18 protein-coding genes and 3 pseudogenes are annotated in these 21281 nt (G+C 48.3%); 11 read left to right on the forward strand and 10 right to left on the reverse strand.

The features are described from left to right. Positions 1-9: 9 nt before the first annotated feature. The 3 genes and pseudogenes from xreR2 to HC231_RS24405 all read right to left on the reverse strand — a co-directional run. Positions 10-231, reverse strand: a complete 222-nt coding sequence (xreR2, locus tag HC231_RS18515; protein WP_208228182.1) for a cell morphology transcriptional regulator XreR2 — start codon at positions 229-231, stop codon at positions 10-12. After that, positions 228-689 (reverse strand): hypothetical protein, encoded by a 462-nt coding sequence (locus HC231_RS18520; RefSeq protein WP_246494562.1) that lies wholly within the window; start codon positions 687-689, stop codon positions 228-230. The genes xreR2 and HC231_RS18520 overlap by 4 nt, the downstream gene beginning before the upstream one ends. A gap of 30 nt (positions 690-719) precedes the next feature. Then, positions 720-827, reverse strand: a pseudogene (locus HC231_RS24405) (Rha family phage regulatory protein); the annotation flags it as partial. A gap of 262 nt (positions 828-1089) precedes the next feature. Between HC231_RS24405 and HC231_RS18525 the strand changes: the two are divergent. From HC231_RS18525 to HC231_RS18565, 9 genes and pseudogenes are all read left to right on the forward strand, one after another. Then, entirely contained in the window at positions 1090-1329 is a 240-nt protein-coding gene (locus HC231_RS18525) for an HTH-like domain-containing protein (protein ID WP_208228184.1), read from the forward strand. 40 nt (positions 1330-1369) lie between these two features. Next, a complete protein-coding gene (locus HC231_RS18530) occupies positions 1370-3814 on the forward strand; it encodes a type I restriction-modification system subunit M (protein WP_208228185.1) in 2445 nt (814 codons plus the stop codon). A gap of 5 nt (positions 3815-3819) precedes the next feature. Further along, a complete protein-coding gene (locus HC231_RS18535; protein ID WP_208228186.1) occupies positions 3820-5103 on the forward strand; it encodes a restriction endonuclease subunit S in 1284 nt (427 codons plus the stop codon). A 4-nt stretch (positions 5104-5107) separates the two neighbouring features. Further along, a complete protein-coding gene (locus HC231_RS18540) occupies positions 5108-5683 on the forward strand; it encodes a DarT ssDNA thymidine ADP-ribosyltransferase family protein (protein ID WP_208228187.1) in 576 nt (191 codons plus the stop codon). A 2-nt stretch (positions 5684-5685) separates the two neighbouring features. After that, positions 5686-6341, forward strand: a pseudogene (gene darT / locus HC231_RS18545) (type II toxin-antitoxin system toxin DNA ADP-ribosyl transferase DarT). After that, a complete protein-coding gene (gene darG / locus HC231_RS18550; protein ID WP_208228188.1) occupies positions 6338-7405 on the forward strand; it encodes a type II toxin-antitoxin system antitoxin DNA ADP-ribosyl glycohydrolase DarG in 1068 nt (355 codons plus the stop codon). The pseudogene darT and the gene darG overlap by 4 nt, the downstream one beginning before the upstream one ends. Positions 7406-7425: 20 nt before the next feature. After that, positions 7426-10521: a type I restriction endonuclease subunit R gene (locus HC231_RS18555; protein WP_208228189.1), complete on the forward strand. Its 3096-nt coding sequence runs from the start codon at positions 7426-7428 to the stop codon at positions 10519-10521. After that, a complete protein-coding gene (locus HC231_RS18560; protein WP_208228190.1) occupies positions 10521-11237 on the forward strand; it encodes a M48 family metallopeptidase in 717 nt (238 codons plus the stop codon). The genes HC231_RS18555 and HC231_RS18560 overlap by 1 nt, the downstream gene beginning before the upstream one ends. A gap of 54 nt (positions 11238-11291) precedes the next feature. Beyond that, complete coding sequence (locus tag HC231_RS18565) at positions 11292-13652, forward strand: TOTE conflict system archaeo-eukaryotic primase domain-containing protein (RefSeq protein WP_208228191.1); 2361 nt, start codon at positions 11292-11294, stop codon at positions 13650-13652. 500 nt (positions 13653-14152) lie between these two features. On the opposite strand, the gene HC231_RS18570 is transcribed toward HC231_RS18565, so the two are convergent. From HC231_RS18570 to HC231_RS18590, 5 genes are all read right to left on the reverse strand, one after another. Next, positions 14153-15391, reverse strand: a complete 1239-nt coding sequence (locus HC231_RS18570) for an ATP-grasp domain-containing protein (protein ID WP_208228192.1) — start codon at positions 15389-15391, stop codon at positions 14153-14155. Further along, positions 15392-16351, reverse strand: coding sequence for an MFS transporter (locus HC231_RS18575; RefSeq protein WP_208228193.1), 960 nt, complete (start codon positions 16349-16351; stop codon positions 15392-15394). Next, positions 16326-16619, reverse strand: a complete 294-nt coding sequence (locus tag HC231_RS24175; protein WP_208228194.1) for an MFS transporter — start codon at positions 16617-16619, stop codon at positions 16326-16328. The genes HC231_RS18575 and HC231_RS24175 overlap by 26 nt, the downstream gene beginning before the upstream one ends. Positions 16620-16730: 111 nt before the next feature. After that, the gene (locus tag HC231_RS18585) at positions 16731-16895 is read right to left on the reverse strand and encodes a lysine biosynthesis protein LysW (RefSeq protein ID WP_208228195.1); all 165 of its coding nucleotides are present in this window, start codon (positions 16893-16895) and stop codon (positions 16731-16733) included. A gap of 20 nt (positions 16896-16915) precedes the next feature. Continuing rightward, positions 16916-17458, reverse strand: a complete 543-nt coding sequence (locus tag HC231_RS18590; RefSeq protein WP_208228196.1) for a flavodoxin family protein — start codon at positions 17456-17458, stop codon at positions 16916-16918. Between the two features lie 189 nt (positions 17459-17647). Here HC231_RS18590 and HC231_RS18595 point away from each other — a divergent pair, with 189 nt between their 5' ends. Next, positions 17648-18589: a LysR family transcriptional regulator gene (locus HC231_RS18595; protein ID WP_208228197.1), complete on the forward strand. Its 942-nt coding sequence runs from the start codon at positions 17648-17650 to the stop codon at positions 18587-18589. Positions 18590-18634: 45 nt separating this feature from the next. Here HC231_RS18595 and HC231_RS18600 read toward each other — a convergent pair whose 3' ends face one another. Further along, a complete protein-coding gene (locus HC231_RS18600) occupies positions 18635-19123 on the reverse strand; it encodes a GNAT family N-acetyltransferase (RefSeq protein WP_208228198.1) in 489 nt (162 codons plus the stop codon). Then, a pseudogene (locus HC231_RS18605) lies at positions 19120-19338 on the reverse strand (type II toxin-antitoxin system TacA family antitoxin); the annotation flags it as partial. The pseudogene HC231_RS18605 and the gene HC231_RS18600, both read right to left, overlap by 4 nt. A gap of 69 nt (positions 19339-19407) precedes the next feature. Here HC231_RS18605 and HC231_RS18610 point away from each other — a divergent pair. Further along, the gene (locus HC231_RS18610; protein ID WP_208228199.1) at positions 19408-21030 is read left to right on the forward strand and encodes a carboxylesterase/lipase family protein; all 1623 of its coding nucleotides are present in this window, start codon (positions 19408-19410) and stop codon (positions 21028-21030) included. Positions 21031-21281 lie beyond the last annotated feature (251 nt).

The following is a 21281-nucleotide window of genomic DNA, read 5'->3' on the forward strand; positions in this document are numbered from 1 at the left end:
TATTTTACTTTAGCGTTCTTCTGGATTGCGGTAACGGGAAGGCCAGATTTCCGCAGGCGCAACACCCAATGCTTCCGCAATCAGCCGTTCACCCTTGGGCCAGTGTTTTGTCAACGCATTCGCCAGCGTGGAAGAGGCTAGCCCCGCGTTACGCGAAACCGCCGCCAGCGACGTTCCCCGCTTTTTCAGCGCCGCAATAATATCGGCGGGATGCCAATCCTGTTGATTCATACCGCCTCCTCATTAATACATTTCACACCGTCGGCGGTACGTATCCAGCGCGGGGCTTTCAGTTCAGCGGCAAAGTAATCAACCAGTTCCGCCAGAAGCCAACGCAATTGTTCTTCCGCTTGTGGTGGAAACATCCGGCAAAGCAGAAGTTGAGTCAGGGTAAAACAGTAATCGCAAAGCGTATCCGCATCGGGGGCAAAACGGGGAGAATTTGTGGGCAAGGTATCAACGGTCAGGCTGTCTATCAGGTGAGGCGGAATGGGATCGCTTAGGCCCGGTTTCAGCAGCGCAAGACCGGCGGCAAGCCGACCGCAGAGAGCCATCTTCAGTACAGGATCGTAGCTTTCCGCCTGAGTATCTGCGCACTTTTCACAATGGTCGGCCAGTACGATGAAATCCGTGGCGGCGCTGAAAGGAACGCTAAGTAATGGGTGAGTCTGGTTGAGGGTTGTAGCCATAGTGGCAGCCTCCGATGAGTAAGGAATATTACCACCACCGAAGAGACCAATCTTGCGGGTGGTGGACTGAACGGAGTTGGTCTTACCGGCCTCATCGGACACCGGCGCACCTTGCGGTGCCCCCGCCCAGCCCACCATAATTCGGCATAGCTAAGCATACGACATAAAAAAGACGCTGGCGCGTCCTATGTCGCCGATGAAGTATTTCAGGAGACCAATCCCGGCACCTGATTTTGCAGGTGCGAGTAAAAGATAGCGCGGCGATGAATTAACCGCAAGCGATTTTCTACGCTCATAAACTGTGCAAATAAATACGCCGGTCATCATAGAGCTTGAACTTAATGTTCTATTTAGCTAATTTAGCCAAATTAGCTAATACACCTTTAGTCACCCACACAGTATGAATGAACAAGACATCTACCACCGTATTAAGCAGGCACTGGACAAAGCCCCGCGTAACCAGTACATAGCCGAATTGCATCTGCAAATGATCAAATATGCCGATGAACTGGAACATATTACGGCGAAAGAATTTTGCGAAGGGGCCGGTCTGCGCCAAAGTCTGGGTACTGAATTCAGCAAAATGCGTAACTTAACCCGTCGGTTAAAAGCTGCGGGTCTGGACACCGAACTGTTGTAAGCAGGCTTACGGCATATGACAACGTTTTACGAGACATTGAATGGCTATCAAAAAAACTGAACTTTACTCCTCTCTTTGGGCAAGCTGCGACGAACTGCGTGGCGGAATGGATGCCAGCCAGTACAAAGACTATGTGCTGACCCTGCTGTTTATGAAGTATGTTTCTGATAAATATAAAGGCGATCCCTACGGGATGATCGTTATCCCGCAAGGGGCCAGCTTTGATGATATGGTCGCGCTGAAAGGCGACAAAGAGATCGGCGACAAAATTAACAAGATTATCCAAAAACTGGCGGCTGAGAACGATCTGAAAAGCGTGATTGACGTGGCCGATTTTGACGATGAAGACAAACTCGGCAAAGGCAAAGAGATGATCGATCGGCTGTCGAAGCTAGTCGGCATCTTCGAGGGGCTGGATCTGTCCGGCAACCGGGCCGAGGGCGACGATCTGCTGGGGGATGCCTATGAATATCTGATGCGCCACTTTGCTACCGAATCCGGCAAGAGTAAGGGCCAGTTTTATACCCCGGCGGAAGTGTCGCGCATTCTGGCGAAGGTGATCGGCATTACGACTGAGACGCCACAGGATGCGACAGTGTACGATCCGACCTGCGGCTCCGGTTCGCTGCTGCTGAAAGTGAACGACGAAGCCCGCCGCGGGCTATCGCTCTATGGGCAGGAGATGGACAACGCCACCAGTGCGTTGGCGCGGATGAATATGATCCTGCACAACAACGAGACCGCTAAGATATGGAAAGGCAATACGCTGAGCGATCCGCAGTGGAAAGAGGCCAACGGCCAGTTGAAAGCCTTCGACTTCGCTGTAGCGAACCCGCCGTTTTCGAATAAAAACTGGACCAGCGGCCTGAATCCGAAGAAAGACCCGTTTGAACGCTTCGTATGGGGTACTCCGCCGGAGAAGAACGGCGACTATACCTTTTTGCTACATGTCATCAAAAGCCTGAAAAGCACCGGCAAAGGTGCGGTGATCCTGCCGCATGGCGTGCTGTTCCGCGGCAATGCCGAGGCGGCTATCCGCGAAAACCTGATCAAACAAGGCTATATCAAAGGCATTATCGGCTTACCGGCTAACCTGTTTTACGGCACCGGCATCCCGGCGTGCATTATCGTGATCGACAAAGAACACGCGCACAGCCGCAAAGGTATTTTTATGATCGACGCCAGCCGGGGCTTTATTAAGGACGGCAACAAGAACCGCCTGCGCAGTCGGGATATTCACCGTATCGTGGACGTGTTCAACCACCAACGCACGGTGCCCGGCTACAGCCGGATGGTGCCGGTCAGCGAAATCGCCAGTGAACAGAATGCTTACAACCTGAATATCCCTCGCTATATTGACAGCGGCGAGCCGGAAGATTTGCACGATCTGACCGCACACTTACAGGGCGGTATTCCGATGCGCGATGTCGATGCCTTACAGGACTACTGGCGGGTGTTTCCCGCCCTGCGCGACGTGCTGTTTGCCGACGATCGCCCCGGCTACTGTCGGGCGCGGGTCGAAGCCCAGCGGGTTAAACCAACTATTCTGGCGCATCAGGAGTTTAAGGATTTCGCTACCCGCAGCCTGCTGCCTTTTAAGGCATGGGTGAAAGAGTCGGCGCTGGATGACATAGGCAAAGGTGATAAACCGAAAGAACTGATACAGGATATCGGCGAAATGCTGTTGGCGCAGTACGCCAACAGCGAGCTAATGAACAAATACAGCGTGTACCAGATTTTAATGGACTACTGGTTCGACGCCATGCAGGACGATGTGTACGTGATTACGCAAGATGGCTGGAAAGCTGCCGCGCAGATCCGCGAACTCCAGCCGGTGAAAGGCAAGGATGGAAAAAACGTCTGGAAAGAAGCGCACGATTTCGAATTTACCAAACGGCGCTATAAGGCCGACGTTTTACCCCGCTCTCTGGTAGAGAAACGCTGTTTCCCGGAATTGCTGGAAGCGCTGAACCGCGCGCATGAACGTAGCGAGGAAGCCAGCCGTCAGTTAGTCGAGTTCATCGAAGAGCAGGCTGGTGAAGAAGATTTGCTGGCGGAAGCGAAGAATGACAAAGATAAGGTGACGCAAAAACTGGTGAATGCCCGCCTGACCCACCTGAAAAAAACCACCGCCGACCCGGATGAACTGGCGGCGCTGACCCGCTGTCTGGCGCTGATTAAGGCAGAAGCCAACGCGAAAAAAGCGCAGAAAGCCGCACAGGATGCGCTGGATCGTGCCGTGTTTAAGCATTATCCCACACTGGACGAACCGGCGATCAAAGCGCTGGTGGTGCAGGACAAATGGCTGGCAACCTTGCAAATGGAGATTAAGGCGGAGATTGAGCGTATTACCCAGCAACTGGCGGAACGTGTGGCGGAACTTGAAGAGCGCTATGCGGAACCGCTGCCAGCTCTGGAAGCATCCGTTACGGCGTTGAGCGAGAAGGTGGCCGGGCATTTGCGGGCGATGGGGCTGGTATGGTGATGGCTATGCAAGATCTAGTGATAGAGAAACAGCAGTCGGGTGCGGCGGGGAAAGTCGTGCCTGCGGGGTATAAACTAACAGAGGTGGGGGTTATTCCTGAGGATTGGGAGTGCAAATATCTCGGTGAATTTGGCGATATTGTGCGGGGTGGCTCTCCTCGCCCCGCAGGTGATCCTAGATATTTTGAAGGTGATTTTATCCCTTGGCTAACGGTTGCTTCACTTACGGCGATCCCGGATGCTCAACAGGTCGTTATGACAACATCGTCGATGTTAACCGAATTAGGTTCCAAGCATAGCCGGACCTTAGAAAAAGATACTCTTATTATTTCTAATAGTGGCGCAACACTTGGCGTTGCAAAACTCTTAGGAATCAAGTGCTGTGCAAATGATGGTGTTGCTGCGATTATTAATCAAAGAATTGGCAATAAATCATTTCTTATTCATTACATCAATACAATAACAAAAAACCTCCATGACAAAGTCGCAACGGGTAATGGACAGCCGAATCTAAATACCGATCTTATTCGACTTATTCCTGTACCTTTTCCAAAGGAGAAAGAGCAGGGAAAAATAGCGGGTACATTGTCGGATTGTGACAATTTCATCCTTAAATTAGAGAAACTAATCGCAAAAAAACAGGCTATTAAAACCGCCGCCATGCAGCAACTACTGACAGGTAAAACCCGTTTGCCGCAGTTTGCATTGCGGGATGATGGAGCTGCTAAGGGATATAAAAAGAGTGAGTTGGGGGAGATTCCTGAAGATTGGGTAGTATATCCTTTTGGATATATCATGAAAATTCGCCATGGGAAAAACCAGAAAGATGTTGAATGTATTGATGGAAAATACCCAATCTATGCCACTGGTGGGCAAATAGGGAAAGCGAATTCTTTTCTCTATAATAAACCATCCGTATTAATTGGACGTAAAGGCACTATTGATAAACCTCGGTATACAAACAAACCGTTTTGGACGGTTGATACTTTGTTTTATTCAGAAATATCAGAATCAGCAGATGCAAAATTTATTTTTTATCAGTTCTGTACGATTGACTGGATGCAATACAATGAGGCTTCGGGAGTGCCTAGCTTAAACGCTAGTACAATTGAAAGTATTAAAACGGCATTGCCATCAGTTGAAGAACAAACTGCCATCGCCGCCATCCTCTCCGACATGGACAAGGAAATTCAGACCTTGCAACAGCGTCTGGAGAAAAACCGTCAGCTTAAACAGGGGATGATGCAGGAGCTGTTAACCGGGAAAACCAGACTAATAAAAATGGGCTAAACCTATGGCTGATATTCGCACACAGCAATTTCTTTATCATTTAACAGATATTAACAATCTGGAGGACATTTTTTCAGAAGGGTTAAAATCCCGCAGCCTCTTACGTGGTTTTTCAGATGTTGCCGATCCTGAAATTATAGCCTCACGCCGAGCTTTGCGATTAGAAGAATATGTTCCTTTCCATTTTTTCGCTCGAAACCCCTTTGATGGCAGAGTTCATCGGAATAACCCAGATAAGACGCTCGTCCTCATCACCGTCCGACGCAACCATGCTCAAACGAATAACTGGTCAATCATTCCCAGGCATCCGTTATCTGGTTCAACGATTACTTTGCTTGATTATGAAACAGGCATGGCCACTATTGACTGGGAAACAATGAACCTTCGTGACTATAGAGATGATAATTGTAAGTGTGTCTGTATGGCGGAATGCCTATCTCCAACAACTGTGTCTGCAAGCGATTTTAATAGTATCTTTGTTCCTGATGCGGAAACAGAGGCAACTGTAAACAATCTTAAAAGAGCTTATGGGCTGAGTATGTACGTCAATAACAGCCCTAATATGTTCCCCGGAGCCTGACCGTGGCCTACGATTACAGCGCCAGTCTCAACCCACAAAAAGCCCTAATCTGGCGTATTGTCCATCGGGATAATATCCCTTGGATACTGGACAACGGTCTACACTGCGGCAACAGTCCGGTGCAGGCGGGAAACTGGATCAATATCGGCAACCCGGAGCTTATCAACAGACGCGCCGGACATCCGGTACCTGTCGGAACGGGCGGCGTACTACATGACTATGTGCCGTTTTACTTTACCCCTTCTCGCCGATGCTGATGAATATCCACAGCGGGCGTGGCGGCATTAAGCAGCGCCCCAATAAAGAAATTGTCATTCTGGTCAGCAGCCTGCGCACCGTGGCGGCGCAAAATGTGCCTTTTGTGTTTACCGATAGCCACGCCTACTATAACTGGGCCAACTACTACACAGAGTTGGACAACCTGAACCGGATCGACTGGCCCATTTTACAGGCGCGGGATTTTCGCCGCGATCCAGACGATCCGGGTAAATTTGAACGCTATCAGGCCGAAGCACTGATTTGGCAACATTGTCCAATTACACTGCTGAAAGGGATGGTTTGTTACAACGACAGCGTCAAGTTACAATTAGAACAGTGGCTGTCGCAACGCAATCTGACAATGCCCGTTCACGCACGGGCCGGGTGGTACTTCTCATGATCACATTTACACAAGGCAACTTACTGGATGCGCCCGTGGAAGCACTGGTGAATACGGTTAATACCGTCGGTGTCATGGGTAAAGGCATCGCGCTGATGTTCAAAGAGCGCTTTCCCGCCAATATGAAAGCCTACGCCCTCGCCTGCAAACAAAAGCAGGTGATGACCGGAAAAATGTTTATTACCGAAACCGGCGAACTGATGGGACCGCGCTGGATAGTCAACTTCCCTACCAAACAGCACTGGCGCGCCGACTCGCGTATGGAGTGGATTGAAGACGGTTTACAGGACTTACGCCGTTTTTTGATCGAAAAACAGGTGCAGTCCATCGCCATTCCACCGCTGGGGGCAGGCAACGGCGGTCTGAACTGGCCGGACGTTCGAGCGCATATTGAATCTGCGCTGGGCGACCTTCAGGACGTTCAAATCCTGATTTATGAGCCCACCGAAAAATACCAGAACGTTGCCAAAAGCACCGGCGTAAAAAAGCTCACCCCCGCCAGAGCGATGATCGCTGAACTGGTGCGCCGCTACTGGGTGCTGGGGATGGAGTGCAGCCTGCTGGAGATTCAGAAGCTGGCATGGCTTCTACAGCGTGCCATTAAGTTGCATCAGCAAGAAAATGTGCTGAAACTGCGATTTGAAGCGCACAACTATGGCCCTTATGCGCACAACCTGACCCATCTGCTTAATGAGCTAGACGGCAACTATCTGAAAGCGGAAAAACGCATCCCGGACAGCCAGCCGCTGGATGTGATCTGGTTTAACGATCGGGAAAAAGACCACGTAAATACTTATCTGAATAGCGAAGCTAAAGCGTGGTTGCCAGCATTGGAGCAGGTTAGTCAGTTAATAGACGGCTTTGAATCCCCATTCGGTATGGAGTTACTGGCGACCGTGGACTGGTTGCTTACCTGCGACAAATGCGAGCCCACGCTGGACTCCGTTAAAGAGGGGCTAAGCCAGTGGCCTGCGGGCGAACACTGGGCCAGCCGCAAGATGAAACTATTCGATGATAATAATCTGCAATTCGCTATTAACCGCGTAATGGAGTTCCATTGCTGAGGGTTTAAGGAGAGCGCCTTTTGAGCACCATCGGCCAGCGCGAACGCGCCACACAGCAGCGTCTGATTCAGTTTTTTGTTCAGGATTTAAGATACCGCTATCTAAGTCGGAGCGCCGGGTATGCCGGGGACAGCAATATCGACGCGGAAATACTGAGTGCATGGCTGAAACGGCGCGGCGTCAGCGATACCCTTATTACTCGCGTACTTCGGCAACTGGATTCCGCCGCCGCGCTGGGCGAAGGTAAGAAGCTGTATTACGCCAACAAAGAGGTCTACCGCCTGCTGCGTTACGGCGTGAAGGAAAAGGAAGGCGCGGGCGAGCAGAATCAGACCGTGTGGCTGATTGACTGGGCGCATCCTGAAGCCAATGATTTCGCCATCGCCGACGAGGTGACGGTGAAAGGCGAATATCGCAAGCGCCCGGATCTGGTGCTGTACGTTAACGGCATCGCGCTGGGCGTCATTGAGCTTAAACGTTCGTCAGTCCACGTCAGCGAAGGCATCCGGCAAAATCTCGATAATCAAAAGAAAACCTTTATCCGCAATTTCTTCACCACCATACAGCTTGTAATGGCGGGCAACGATACGCAGGGATTGCGCTACGGCACGACCGAAACGCCGGAAAAATATTATCTGGAGTGGAAGGAAGATAATCCCGGCATCTGTACGCATAAGCTCGATTTTCATTTGAGTCGTCTTTGCAGCAAATCAAGGCTGCTGGATATTGTCCATAATTACATTGCATTTGACGCCGGAGTGAAAAAACTGTGTCGCCATAATCAGTTTTTCGGCGTCGAGGCGGCTAAACAGCATATTACCCGTCGTGAAGGCGGGATTATCTGGCACACGCAGGGATCGGGCAAAAGCCTGACGATGGTCTGGCTGGCGAAATGGATCCGCGAAAACGTGCCGAACTCCCGCGTGCTGATTGTGACCGATCGCACTGAACTGGATGAGCAGATCGAAAGCGTGTTTATGGGGGTGGATGAAGACATTTATCGTACCTCCAGCGGCAACGATCTTATTGCAACGCTCAATCACCCAAATCCGTGGCTCATCTGTTCGCTGGTGCATAAGTTCGGTCGCCACAGCGAAGCGGAAGACAGTGCGGCAACCGACGCCTTTATCACCGAATTGCAGCAATCCCTGACGAAAACGTTCCACGCCAAAGGCGATCTGTTCGTCTTCGTGGATGAGTGTCACCGCACGCAGTCCGGCAAGTTACATAACGCCATGACCACCATTCTGCCGGAAGCCCTGTTTATCGGTTTTACCGGCACACCGTTGATGAAGAAAGATAAGAAAAAGTCGGTAGAGGTTTTCGGCCCTTATATCCATACCTATAAATTTGATGAGGCGGTAGCAGACGGCGTGGTGCTGGATCTGCGCTATGAGGCCCGCGATATCGATCAGTATCTGACGTCAGAGAAAAAGGTCGATGACTGGTTTGAGGCCAAGACGCGCGGCCTGTCGAATTTAGCTAAAACCCAGCTTAAGCAGAAATGGGGCTCAATGCAGAAGCTGCTTTCCAGCAAATCACGGCTTGAGCAGATCGTTAACGATATTCTGCTGGATATGGACACTCGCCCGCGCCTGATGGACGGGCGCGGCAACGCCATGCTGGTGTGCAGCAGCGTGTATCAGGCCTGTAAGGTTTATGAGATATTCAGCCAGACCGATCTGGCAGGGAAAGTGGCGATTGTGACCAGCTTCCGCCCCGATGCGACCAGCATCAAAGGTGAAGAAACCGGCGCGGGTCTGACCGAGAAGCTGTTTAAATTCTCAACCTATCGCAAAATGCTGGCCGACTATTTTGAGCAAAGCGAAGAGAAAGTTGCCGGACGCATCGCCGAATTCGAGCAGGAAGTTAAACAGCGCTTTATTAATGATCCGGGGCAAATGCGCCTGCTCATTGTAGTGGATAAGCTGCTGACTGGCTTTGATGCACCCTCTGCGACTTATCTCTATATCGATAAGAGCATGACTGACCATACGCTATTTCAGGCAATTTGCCGGGTAAACCGGCTGGACGGAGAAGATAAAGAGTATGGTTACATTATCGATTATAAAGATCTGTTCCGCTCACTGGATAAAGCGATAACCGATTACACCACAGGCGCATTCGACGATTACGATCAGGAAGATGTTGATGGCCTGCTGAAGAACCGTTTGGAGCAAGCGCGTCTGGATCTCGACAGTGCGCTGGAGGTGGTTCGTAGCCTGTGCGAGCCCGTCAGGGCACCACGTAGTTTGCAGGACTATCAGCACTATTTCTGCGGCGAGTCGGGAGAAAATCAGACGGCATTAAGCGAGAAAGAAGCGCTACGCCTGTCGTTCTATCAGAATGTCGCCCGCCTGCTGCGTGCTTACGCCAGTCTGGCGAATGAAATGCCGGAAGCGGGTTATACCGCTGAGGAGGCAGAAAGCATTCGCGCCGAAGTCGCTGAATTCGAGAAACTGCGTTACGAAATTAAACTGACCAGCGGCGATCTGCTGGATATGAAACGCTTTGAACCCGCCATGCGTCACCTGCTGGATATGTACGTTCGCGCCGACGGCAGCGAAGTGCTGATGGATTTCGAAGAGTTAAGCCTGATCGAACTCATTGTTGAAAAGGGTGCGTCGGCACTATCCGCCCTGCCGGATGATATTCGCAATAATCAGGATGCAATGGCGGAAACCATCGAAAACAATGTGCGTAAAACCATCGTAGATGAAAATCCGGTGAATCCGAAATATTACGGGCGCATGTCGCTGTTGCTGGATGAACTGATTACCCTTCGCCGCCAGAATGCGCTTGATTATCAGCAGTATCTGGAGCGTATCCGTGATTTGTGTAAACAAGTCATTCGCCCGGAACAAACCGCCGGAGCATCCTACCCTGACTCAATGGACACACAGGCGAAACGCGCGTTCTATGATAATTTCGGCCATGACGAAGTTCTGGCAACCCGCATTGATACGACGATCCGCTACACCAAAAAAGCGGAATGGATTGGCGATCGTTTTAAGGAGCGGGAAATCGCCTGCGCATTACGCGAAGAGACCGCCAGTTATGACGTCAACATTGATGCGGTTATAGAGCTTGCCCGCAAGCAGAAGGAATACCGCTGATGCCGGTTATGCAGATAGGCGCGCTACGTTTGCAGGTTAATCGTAAAGCGATTAAGAACCTGCACATCAGCGTCCTGCCGCCTGACGGCAAAGTCCGCGTTTCAGCCCCGGAACACATGACGGAAACAGCGATTCGTATGGCTGTCGCCTCGCGTTTTCGCTGGATCAGAAAGCAGCAGCAGGATTTCGCCCGACAACCCCGCCAGTCCGAACGGGAGATGGTCAGCGGAGAATGCCACTATCTTTGGGGCCGTAAATATCGCCTGTTTGTGATTGAGCGTCAGGGACGTCATGAAGTGAAAGTCGCAGGGAACAATAAACTCCAGCTTTATGTCCAGCCGGGAACCAGAAATGACAATAAGGTACTGGTATTAAACGATTTTTATCGACATGAACTAAAACAGCAGGTTGCCAAATTACTGCCCGAATGGCAGGCAAGAACCGGCGTTCCCCCGACGTTCTGGGGCATCAAAAAGATGAAAACCTTTTGGGGCACCTGCAATACCACAACGAAACGGATCTGGCTCAATCTGGAACTGGTTAAGAAGCCGCCGGAATGTCTGGAGTATATTCTGGTGCATGAACTGGTTCACCTTCTGGAGCGCCATCATAACGAGCGCTTTCGTCTTTATATGGATCGATTTATCCCTAACTGGCGTGAGCGGCGGGACTTGCTGAATATGATGCCGCTGGCGTTTGAAGCATGGGAATATTGAGAGAATGGTTGAAAACCGTTTGGAGAACAGGCGTCATACATCGCGACATTTCTTATGGCTGATAGAACCGGTGATGATGAACTAAGTGCATTGAGAGCAGAAAATGCCCGACTAATTTCATTACTCGAGTCCAACGGGATCGAGTGGCGTTTATCACCAAAAACTATTGCACCAGAGCCGCGAAGTTTATCTCCTGACGAAAAAATTACGCTATTTCGACGACTTTTTCGCGGGCGAGAAGATGTGTACCCCCTGCGCTGGGAAAGCAAAAGCTCTGGAAAATCAGGCTACACGCCCGCCTGTGCCAATGAATGGCAGCCGGGGATATGTGCAAAACCACAAATCAAGTGTAGTGATTGTACTCGCCGCCTACTCATACCTGTCTCTGAGAGAGTTATCTACAAACACCTGATAGGTGAACATACAATAGGTATTTATCCCCTGCTGGCGGATAACACCTGCCATCTTCTGGCCATTGATTTTGATGAGGCACAATGGCAGGACGATGCTGTCGCCTTTATGCAGTCATGTGAAGAGCTGGGAGTGCCAGCTGTATTGGAAATTTCGAGATCAGGTCAGGGCGCTCATGTGTGGATTTTTTTCGCCAGCCGGGTTTCTGCGCATGATGCAAGACGACTGGGTACGGCCATTATCAGCCACACCTGTACCCGAACCCGGCAACTGAAATTAAGTTCTTACGATCGATTATTTCCAAATCAGGACACGATGCCTAAAGGGGGATTTGGCAATCTGATCGCATTACCGCTACAAAAAACACCGCGAGAACAGGGACACAGTGTATTCGTCGATAAAAAACTGCGTCCCTGGCCCGATCAATGGGCGTTTCTGACCACCGTTAAAACAATGCCCGTTCATGATATTGAGCCAACCGTGTTGCGCGCAACCGGAGGACACCATCCGCTCGACATTTCATTCATTGATGATGAAGATTTAGCTACCCCCTGGAAACAAAATAATCCATCAGATAAAAAACTGGCAATATCAATACCTGAATCGCTAAATATAACGCTGGCGAACCTCATTTACTTCGAAAAAAACCAGTTGCCACAAGTTCTGATTAATCGTTTGATCCGTCTGGCCGCGTTTCAAAACCCTGAGTTTTATAAAGCTCAGACAATGCGGATGTCTGTATGGGATAAACCGCGAGTGATTAGTTGTGCGGACAATTTCCCGCAACACGTTGCATTGCCCCGCGGTTGCCTTGATAACGTATTAACATTATTGCGGGATAATGGGATTGGTTATGCACTCCATGATGAGCGATTTACAGGAAATCATGTAGACGTTACATTTCGGGGAACGTTGCGACAGGATCAAGAAGAAGCGGTTTCCGCCCTACTGCATAATGAAACCGGTGTATTATGCGCGCCTACGGCATTTGGCAAAACGGTGGTTGCAGCCGCGACGATCGCACGTCGGAAAGTCAGCACGCTCGTGTTGGTGCATCGTACCGAGTTATTAAAACAATGGCAGGAACGTCTGCAATCTTTTCTTTTCACTGAGGATAAAATTGGTGTTATTGGCGGCGGTAAAAACAAGCCTGGCGGGAAAATTGATATTGCCGTGATGCAATCGCTATCCCGACAGGGAGAGATTAGCTCATTGATTGATGACTATGGGCATGTGATCGTGGATGAATGCCATCATATTGGCGCAACCTCTTTCGACGCTATATTAAAAAGAACAAAAGCCAGATACGTGCTCGGATTAACGGCAACGCCAATCCGTCGTGATGGCCTGCACCCTATCATTTTCATGCAATGCGGACCTATACGCCATACCGCAAATAAACTGGCAAATGCGCCACAAAATATGGAAGTGGTTCCTCATTCACGTTTCACTCCCGGTCCCCTCCTGCCAGAGGCGCGAATTCAGGATATATTCCGTGAAATTGCTCAGGATCAAGAAAGAACATCGGCAATTGCCAGTGCAGCCAAAAGTGCTTTTCAACAAGGCCGAAAAGTATTGATATTAACTGAACGTACCGAACATCTTGATGACATAATGCTGGCCTTGAACGACATAGATACATCTCTGTTTGTTCTCCATGGGCGATTGTCAAAAAAGCGGCGTACAACGCTTATGACGGAGCTTAATGCTTTGCCATCCGACGCTCCCCGTATCCTGCTGGCAACAGGTAAACTGGTCGGGGAGGGATTCGACCATCACCCTCTGGATACGCTTATTCTGGCAATGCCTATTTCCTGGAAAGGGACGTTGCAGCAATACGCCGGGCGGTTGCATAGAGAACATGCTGGTAAAACTGACGTGAGAATAATAGATTTTGTGGATAAGGGTTATCCGGTATTACTAAGAATGTGGGATAAGCGCCAGCGGGGCTACAAAGCAATGGGGTACAGAATCGTTTCTGAAAATAGCGAGCTATTCGATTGACAAAATCTTCTAGAATTTAAGTTTTCCTCTTCATGATGGCGACGCATAGAACTCTTCCCTTAAACAACGCTTTTAGTGATAACCATCACAAAAACAAAGCGATTTTTTATGGGGGCTTTAGTGGGGGCGCTGTTTCAACAATTTCGCAATAAAACCAATAACAAACAGCATGTTAATCGTGGATATGATTCCGAGTCCGGCACCACCTTTCCTTTTTTATGCCTCTTTATAAATCACTATGTGTATGTAATTAAATAAGTTGGCGTAAAAATCTTTCCCGATGCGTTTTGATTTATCCCTTCGTATCGGGGAATTTGTGGGTCAGATTGCGGGTCATTCAGTTCGATGAACGAAGGAGACCCTCACATGGCCCTGAATGACAGCAAAATCCGCGCAGCCAAATCCCGCGCAAAATCCTACAAACTTACCGATTCGCAAGGCTTGTACCTGACGGTAGATGCTAAAACCGAGGTTTGCGGCTACGGCTTCGCAATTCCCATTCAGTTTCTAACAATAACGTTTAATCGGTTAATCAATTCGAAAACTTTCCCTTTCGCTTCTGCTGGCGTGCCCATTATCACAATAATATACCCCAGTCGATCATCTGAACTTTTCGGAACAGCAACATGGTCGCCAGGCTTAGCGCTAATCGAGGAACGCAACACTGCCGGATCATCTAACACACTTTGAAGATTTTCTATAGACTCCAGCACGCCATCCTTCTCGGCGCAGATATAGCCTACGGCGCAGCTGACTGGGCGATCTACAGTGAAATCGACCGGCAGCGCCAATGCGTTAAGTACGGCTTGGCGGAAAATATTAATCTGGTAAGCGCCCGGTATCAGATCCGAAGTAATATTGTCTCCGCCAGGCCGCCCGTTCACTTCTACAATCCGTGGTCCGGTTTGGGTGTATTTCAGTTCGACATGTGCAGGGCCATTGGTGAACCCTATAGCACTCAGAGCCTGATAGGCGACATCAACCATCTGTCCCTTTTTATCCTCCAATACTGAGGAGGGGAAGATATGAAACATTTCAACAAAGTACGGTAGTGGAGACGTCAATTTCTCTGTAACTTCTGAAAATACGACATTCCCTTTGACCAAAAAGATCTCTACGCTAAATTCCGGTCCATCCAGATATTCCTCCACCAAATACTCTTTACGTACGCTGAACCCCATATAGCTGGTAGTAAAGTTCTCCATCACCTTAAAGGCATCGCACAATTGCTGCTGTCCTTTGATAAAGAATACGTTCTGGCTACTCGCTGTGTTGGTGGGCTTCAACACCACCGGATAGCCAATGGTATTGGCGGCATCCTCAGCTTCGGCGAGAGTATTCACTATCTTAAACTGCGCGCCAGGAACCTGTCGCTCACTGTAGCGGATACGAGCCAGGTCCTTGTTGCGTGCCAAAGTGGCCGTTTCATCGCTCACACAAGGTATATGCAACCTCTCCGCCGCATTAGCAGTGGTAGCCATCGCGTAGTCGGTAGCAGCAATCAAGGCATCAATTTTCTTATATTTGCTGGAGCTGATCGCAGAATAAATTGACGCGGCGTCACGGATATCGCACACCAGCAAATCGTCGTATTCTCCCTCATAGCCATACAGTTGAGGATTATTTTCAGCAGACACCAGAACTACCACATAAAAGCCCAACTTATGGGCCTCTCGGACGAAACTCACCCCAAAAAAACTCGGCTCAACCAGAAAAACAACTTTTTGATCGGACATCATTCACTCCTGTAATTTTTCGTGATTCTTTTTGGTCAAAATAGCCTGATTAATAATGAACAAGATAAATCCCGCCCCCATCATCAGCGACATAATCACAATGCCGATCGTTGCCCCATGTTGATCGAGATAAGAACCTATAAACAGCGAGAACAGACACTGGCAGAGCAGTGAAATTCCGACCCATACCGCCATGGCGCGTCCCATATAATTCTTGGGCACAGTATTCATCAGTACTGAATTCATCAGGATGCGTAATGATGAATTGCACAGTCCAAGCAGCAAACTGCACAGATATAAGTTAAAAACCATCGTATTACGGCTGAGGAACATCAGGTTAACGCAGGCGAGAATAAAGAAGACGCCAATCAGTTTCCTGGGATCCAGTTTCATGACTGATGATGACATCACGATGCCCGACAAGAGCCCGCCAATCCCGTAGGACATATCGGCGAATCCAAAGGTGATGCTATCTTTGCCAAGCGTTTTATTGACGTAATCTGGCAATACCACGTTGTAAATCATGGTGACAACCAGCGGGATAATAGATACCACTCCGAGGATGAAAATAGCCTTATTTTCATAAAGAAAGGCCCAGCCACGACGTAGCATCACGGTGTAACCTTCATTGTCGGTAGAATGTCGTACGGCACTATACTTAATCAGGTTGATGGCGATTGCGCTTAAAATAAACATCAGCGCATTCACCAGGAGTATGGCGTTAAAACTAAAATATTTATAAATAAACCCTGATGCGGCGGCTGCAAGAAACATCCCCACTTGCAGACTGATCTCCAGTAATGAATTTCCAGTAACGTATTTCCCTTCATCGAGTATTTCCTGAAGAAAACTGCGCGATGCCGACATATAAATCGTCCAGCCCACGCCGTTTATAATAGCGAAGGCATAAAGGTAATAAATACTGAAATCAAAACTTTCAAGACAAGCAAGCAGCAATAACAAAAATATCGCCCGGATGGCGTGCGTAAAAAAAAATAACAAGCCTACGATTATATTTATCAGTAATCACCCCGGAAAATAAAGATGCTAAAAACCCGGCAATAACATTCACTGCCAGCAAAATACCGACGTATTTATTCGAACCGGTATTCATCAGAACAAACCAATTAGCACCGATAGTGGCCATGCCAACGCCAAATCCGGAAATAATGTCTGAGATAAAAAATGCTCGAAACCTGGCATCTTTTAAGATGGCAAAGCTCATGCTCATAGGTGTTCCTTGGTATAAATAATTTTTATATAGATCTTCTACGATCGTTTTTCTTCTTCCCACGACTTGGTAACAAACAAGAAGACAGACATTTCCCCTCCATTATTCGCCTTATTTTTCTTCCGCCTCTGGGGAAAAATTCAGACGATAAGAATTTTCTTGTTTAATTAACTTATGATCCTGACCACAGGAGCCACATTCGAGAATTTCGCCGACCAATACACCATCATCTACATCAATTTTCGATAAATAAGTCAAATATTGGAATTGTTTCATAACGGCCTTCTTGATAAAAATTAATCACTGAAGTTGCAATCAAGGTATTCCTTTATTGATGAAATAAAAGATTGCTGTTTAAGGATATCGCCTGAAAGTTCCGCCTCGCATTTAAAAGCGTGACATAACGACATACCGAGAAATTCGCAGATATATTTAAACTGCGTGATGATAATATCTGACTTATATTCTGGATTGTCACCGCCGATCACTATCAGAACTATTTTCTTCCCTTTACAGCGCTGACGAAAATCAGGGATTTTTTTCAGAGATTCTGAGAAGCGGTCAATAAAAACCTTCATAGTCCCAGAGATCCCATACCAGTATACTGGGGAAATAAATACGACCACATCCCCATTCAGAAATTTATCGATAAGATAATCGTAGTCATCATTTACGGGTTTATATTTTAGCTCCGTTTCACGATAGTCTTCATAGTGGGAAATATTGAAGTCTTTGAGCTGAAATTCTTCAAAATCCCGTCCCTGAAATACCGTCTCGACAACCATTGAGCTGTTGCCCGGATAGCGTGAACTGCCATTGAAAACTATAAACTTACTCATACTCCTTACTCCGACCGACAATGGCAACAAATCAGATTACAGAGAGAGGAACACATATCGCTCATTCCATAGCCATTCAAGTTATGCCACTAGAATAAGGACATTATCTTGTAAATAAAGAGCTATTTTTTTATTGATTTATTACTGTCAGTTTATAATCATGAAAACGATGTCAGCAGGAGCATTGCAATGGACTATCTAAAAAGCGTCGAGGCATTTATTCTTGCCGCGGATAAGGGCAGCTTTACCGCAGCGGCGGAAGAGATGGGGATTACGCCCGCAATGGTGGGGAAATATATTCGGGAACTGGAAAAGCGTCTTGGATGCCAACTGATCCACCGTACCACTCGGCGCCAGGGACTGACAGGAACCGGACAACGCTTCTATGCTCACGGCCTGCAAATTCTTTCAGCGGTGAATGAAGCGGATACTATTGTTCACCGACTGAATGAAGAAGTCGCCGGTGATTTACGCATTAGCGCTCCTGTTGCTTTTGGCAATCGAGTTCTTACGCCCTTGTTAACACCTTTTCTTCTGCGGTATCCCGATGTAAACATCGAGCTGGTTTTAACAGACAGGCGGGTCGATCTCATCGAAGAGAGGTTTCAGATAGCCATTCGGATTGGCAATATACAGGACGAAGGTCTCATAGCTTTGCCCATGCCACCATATCGTATGCTCCTTGCAGCCTCTCCAGATTATCTGGCAGCTTACGGAACACCTCAGACGCCTGACGAGTTGAAACAGCACAACTGCATTAGCTTTACACAATGGCAATCGAACCACTTTTGGCTGATGGATGGGCCAAAGGGACGCTATGAAGTTGAAATAATTCCCCGTCTGATTGTCAATTCGGGAGATGCCGTACGCCAGGCTGCATTATCCGGACTCGGGGTGGCGCTTAATTCCGCTGTTATACTGGAAGGGGATATTCTTTCCGGCAAACTCGTCAGAGTTCTTCCTGACTACACACCGCCAACACGACCGATGCACCTCTTACGCTTACCCATCAGGCCTGTGCCATCTTCAGTCAGGGTTTTTGTCGAATACTTGTCGCAAGAAAAGCTGATAGAGCAATCATCCGTCCCCAATGCTGGTGAGACAATCCGCCAAGCACCAATACGGAACTGAGCAATAACGCGTGGTTATTCCGGGGGTATTCAACGCTCCTCCTCGTCAGATACTCGCCACCAAATCCCCCAACGTCACCATCAGCATCATCGGATCCATAGGCGAAGGCTCAAACCCCACCCGCAGGTAAAAATCCCGAGCTTCATCAGACAGCGCATGAACCAACATTCCCCGGATACCAATAGTCTCCGCCACCTGAATCACCCGCAGACCGGCATCTCGAACCAGTGCCCGGCCAACGCCTTGACCGTGTAACGATTTATCCACCGCCAAACGGCCCAGTACCACAACAGGAATCAGATCAGGCATATTGCGGCGAAAGCGTCCGGATGCAGTATTCGTCGCCACAGCGCTGGACGTCAGCGAGTAATACGCCATCACCTTCGAATCGTCGCAGCAGACGAACATTCGAGACGCACCCGTTAGTTGATTTTTCATCGCCCGCTGTTTCAGCCAGTTGTCCATAGACTCCACGCCGCAACGGAATGAAGATAGTACATGTGTGGAGTGAAGAGGCTCAGGGGCAGAGATCATTTTTTCTGCTCCCACGGTGCCGGGGTTTGCATGGTTTTGCGCAGCGCGGCATTCGGCGCTGGAGCCTGATCCAGACGGGCAAGGAATTCCTGATAAGCGTCGGGATCCGCCATGATGATACGCTGCTCGATCAACGCTTCCTCTGCGGCGGCGCGAGCAGCTTCTAAGACAAAATCGGTGCGATTTTTTCCTCTGGCTTTCTCCAGCAAATCGACCTTCAGGACGCACCGACAACATACTTAACACTAAACGGTAAAGTGCGGATCAGATCACGGATATTTATTTTGACAAGTGAAATAAATACCGGGTGTTTATTAACAGTGCTGATGATCATGAAAAAAACGTATCAAGGGTTATTACTTACTTTTTCTTTATATTCAATTGGCGCCGTAGGCGCTATCCAGGGACCAATTAACGTAACCGGCGGCATGATAGAAGGTAAGCTATCCGCTGATAAGCAGCTGTCTATATTTCAGGGCATTCCCTATGCGGCGCCGCCCGTAGGTGAATTAAGGTGGAAAAAACCACAACCTGTAAACAAATGGAGCGGTGTTAAAAAGACGGACACTTTTGCCGCTGGCTGTATGCAAAAAGTGGTGACAGGCGACAAACTTCCCTGGACATCTGAATTTTTGCATCAGGGTCCGATGAGTGAAGATTGTCTATACCTCAATATTTGGAGTCCAGCTCAATCCGATAAAGATAAACTGCCCGTTATCGTATTCATTCACGGCGGCGGATTTGTTGAAGGTTCGGGCAGTGTGCCAATCTATGACGGTGAGAATCTTGCGCGAAAAAATGTGATTTTTGTGAACATTAATTATCGGTTAGGCGTCTTCGGTTTCCTTACTCTTGAAGAACTGACGAAAGAATCAGGCAGTTCCGGTAATTACGCGCTTTATGATCAAATAGCGGCGCTTCATTGGATAAAAGACAATATCGATAAATTCGGCGGCGATAGTAATAATATTACGATTATGGGGCAATCCGCGGGGGCTAATTCGATTGTTGTTTTAAATGCATCGCCTTTAGCTCGCGGTTTGTATAATAAGGCCATCATGGAAAGCGCCCCTGGCAGCACCATCTCTAACTATGGCATCCGTCCGGCTGAGAGCCTGGGTATTCCTTTAGCCGATGCGGAAAGAAAGGTTTCTCAATGGGCTAAATCCAACGGCTATTCATCCTTAAGCGATCTGAGGAACGCGCCGGCTAATCAGTTGGTTGAAAAATTCGCGATCAATACGCCAATAAAGGGCGCTGTCATTGATGGCGCATTATTGCCGATGCAGATAGCCGAGATTTACCAAAAAAACAGACAGAATGATGTCCCTGTCCTGGCTGGCATGAATAAAGATGAGAGAGGAAGTGAGTCCGATTATGGCAAGTGGAATATAAACGATCTCGATTCTTATGCTAAAAAATACTATGGCGAACACCTGGATGCATTTCATGCCTTATACAAGGCGAATGATAACCATGATGTTGCTGTCGTACAAAAAGATATTCTGCGGGATGAACGTCTTTACGCAATGAAATGGATGGCTGACCTTAGGATCCATTATGGTAATCAGCCAAATTATTTATACTTTTTTGGCAAAGCGATTCCCTGGCAGGAACATCCAAACTTTGGCGTATTCCATTCAAGCGAATTACCTTATGTTTTGAACAATCAGTCGAAACTCAATCGAAAATGGGATGCTACCGATAAAGCTCTGGAAAACGTGATGTCCTCCTATTGGGTCAATTTCGCAACCAGCGGCAACCCCAATGGTCAAGGTTTACCCGTATGGAAGAGTTACAGCCAGAATGAAAAATCCGTTATCTGCCTGGATAAAGACATCAATATTTGTAATTTACTAAATAAAGACAAAGAAGACTTAATAGCCGGAAAAAAAGAAAATCTATAATAGATTGTAGAAATAATCGACACATTAAATTAATGTTCAATAGCCATCGTTTTATTATCGATGGCTATTTTTTGTTCCCTCACCTGTTCCATCCCGGTATTTATGCAAGCCCGGCGCGTCAGTTGCTTTTTTTATTGGCGAGGTTTCATTTTCACAATGCCAGAAAGGGTTTATCGCTGCCCCATTCCCCTGATTCCTCATTCTAAGCACACGATGAACTTACCGTGAGGTGTGCATGTTTTTCTCATTTT

It is taken from the genome of Brenneria izadpanahii (genome assembly GCF_017569925.1).
Taxonomy (GTDB): Bacteria; Pseudomonadota; Gammaproteobacteria; order Enterobacterales; family Enterobacteriaceae; genus Brenneria; species Brenneria izadpanahii.

What these genes read in the sequence shown, in the direction of transcription:
- xreR2 (WP_208228182.1), bottom strand. Translation starts at nt 231, where the DNA reads ATGAATCAACAGGATTGGCATCCCGCCGATATTATTGCGGCGCTGAAA.
- HC231_RS18520 (WP_246494562.1), bottom strand. Translation starts at nt 689, where the DNA reads ATGGCTACAACCCTCAACCAGACTCACCCATTACTTAGCGTTCCTTTC.
- HC231_RS18525 (WP_208228184.1), top strand. Translation starts at nt 1,090, where the DNA reads ATGAATGAACAAGACATCTACCACCGTATTAAGCAGGCACTGGACAAA.
- HC231_RS18530 (WP_208228185.1), top strand. Translation starts at nt 1,370, where the DNA reads ATGGCTATCAAAAAAACTGAACTTTACTCCTCTCTTTGGGCAAGCTGC.
- HC231_RS18535 (WP_208228186.1), top strand. Translation starts at nt 3,820, where the DNA reads ATGCAAGATCTAGTGATAGAGAAACAGCAGTCGGGTGCGGCGGGGAAA.
- HC231_RS18540 (WP_208228187.1), top strand. Translation starts at nt 5,108, where the DNA reads ATGGCTGATATTCGCACACAGCAATTTCTTTATCATTTAACAGATATT.
- darG (WP_208228188.1), top strand. Translation starts at nt 6,338, where the DNA reads ATGATCACATTTACACAAGGCAACTTACTGGATGCGCCCGTGGAAGCA.
- HC231_RS18560 (WP_208228190.1), top strand. Translation starts at nt 10,521, where the DNA reads ATGCCGGTTATGCAGATAGGCGCGCTACGTTTGCAGGTTAATCGTAAA.
- HC231_RS18565 (WP_208228191.1), top strand. Translation starts at nt 11,292, where the DNA reads ATGGCTGATAGAACCGGTGATGATGAACTAAGTGCATTGAGAGCAGAA.
- HC231_RS18570 (WP_208228192.1), bottom strand. Translation starts at nt 15,391, where the DNA reads ATGATGTCCGATCAAAAAGTTGTTTTTCTGGTTGAGCCGAGTTTTTTT.
- HC231_RS24175 (WP_208228194.1), bottom strand. Translation starts at nt 16,619, where the DNA reads ATGAGCATGAGCTTTGCCATCTTAAAAGATGCCAGGTTTCGAGCATTT.
- HC231_RS18585 (WP_208228195.1), bottom strand. Translation starts at nt 16,895, where the DNA reads ATGAAACAATTCCAATATTTGACTTATTTATCGAAAATTGATGTAGAT.
- HC231_RS18590 (WP_208228196.1), bottom strand. Translation starts at nt 17,458, where the DNA reads ATGAGTAAGTTTATAGTTTTCAATGGCAGTTCACGCTATCCGGGCAAC.
- HC231_RS18595 (WP_208228197.1), top strand. Translation starts at nt 17,648, where the DNA reads ATGGACTATCTAAAAAGCGTCGAGGCATTTATTCTTGCCGCGGATAAG.
- HC231_RS18600 (WP_208228198.1), bottom strand. Translation starts at nt 19,123, where the DNA reads ATGATCTCTGCCCCTGAGCCTCTTCACTCCACACATGTACTATCTTCA.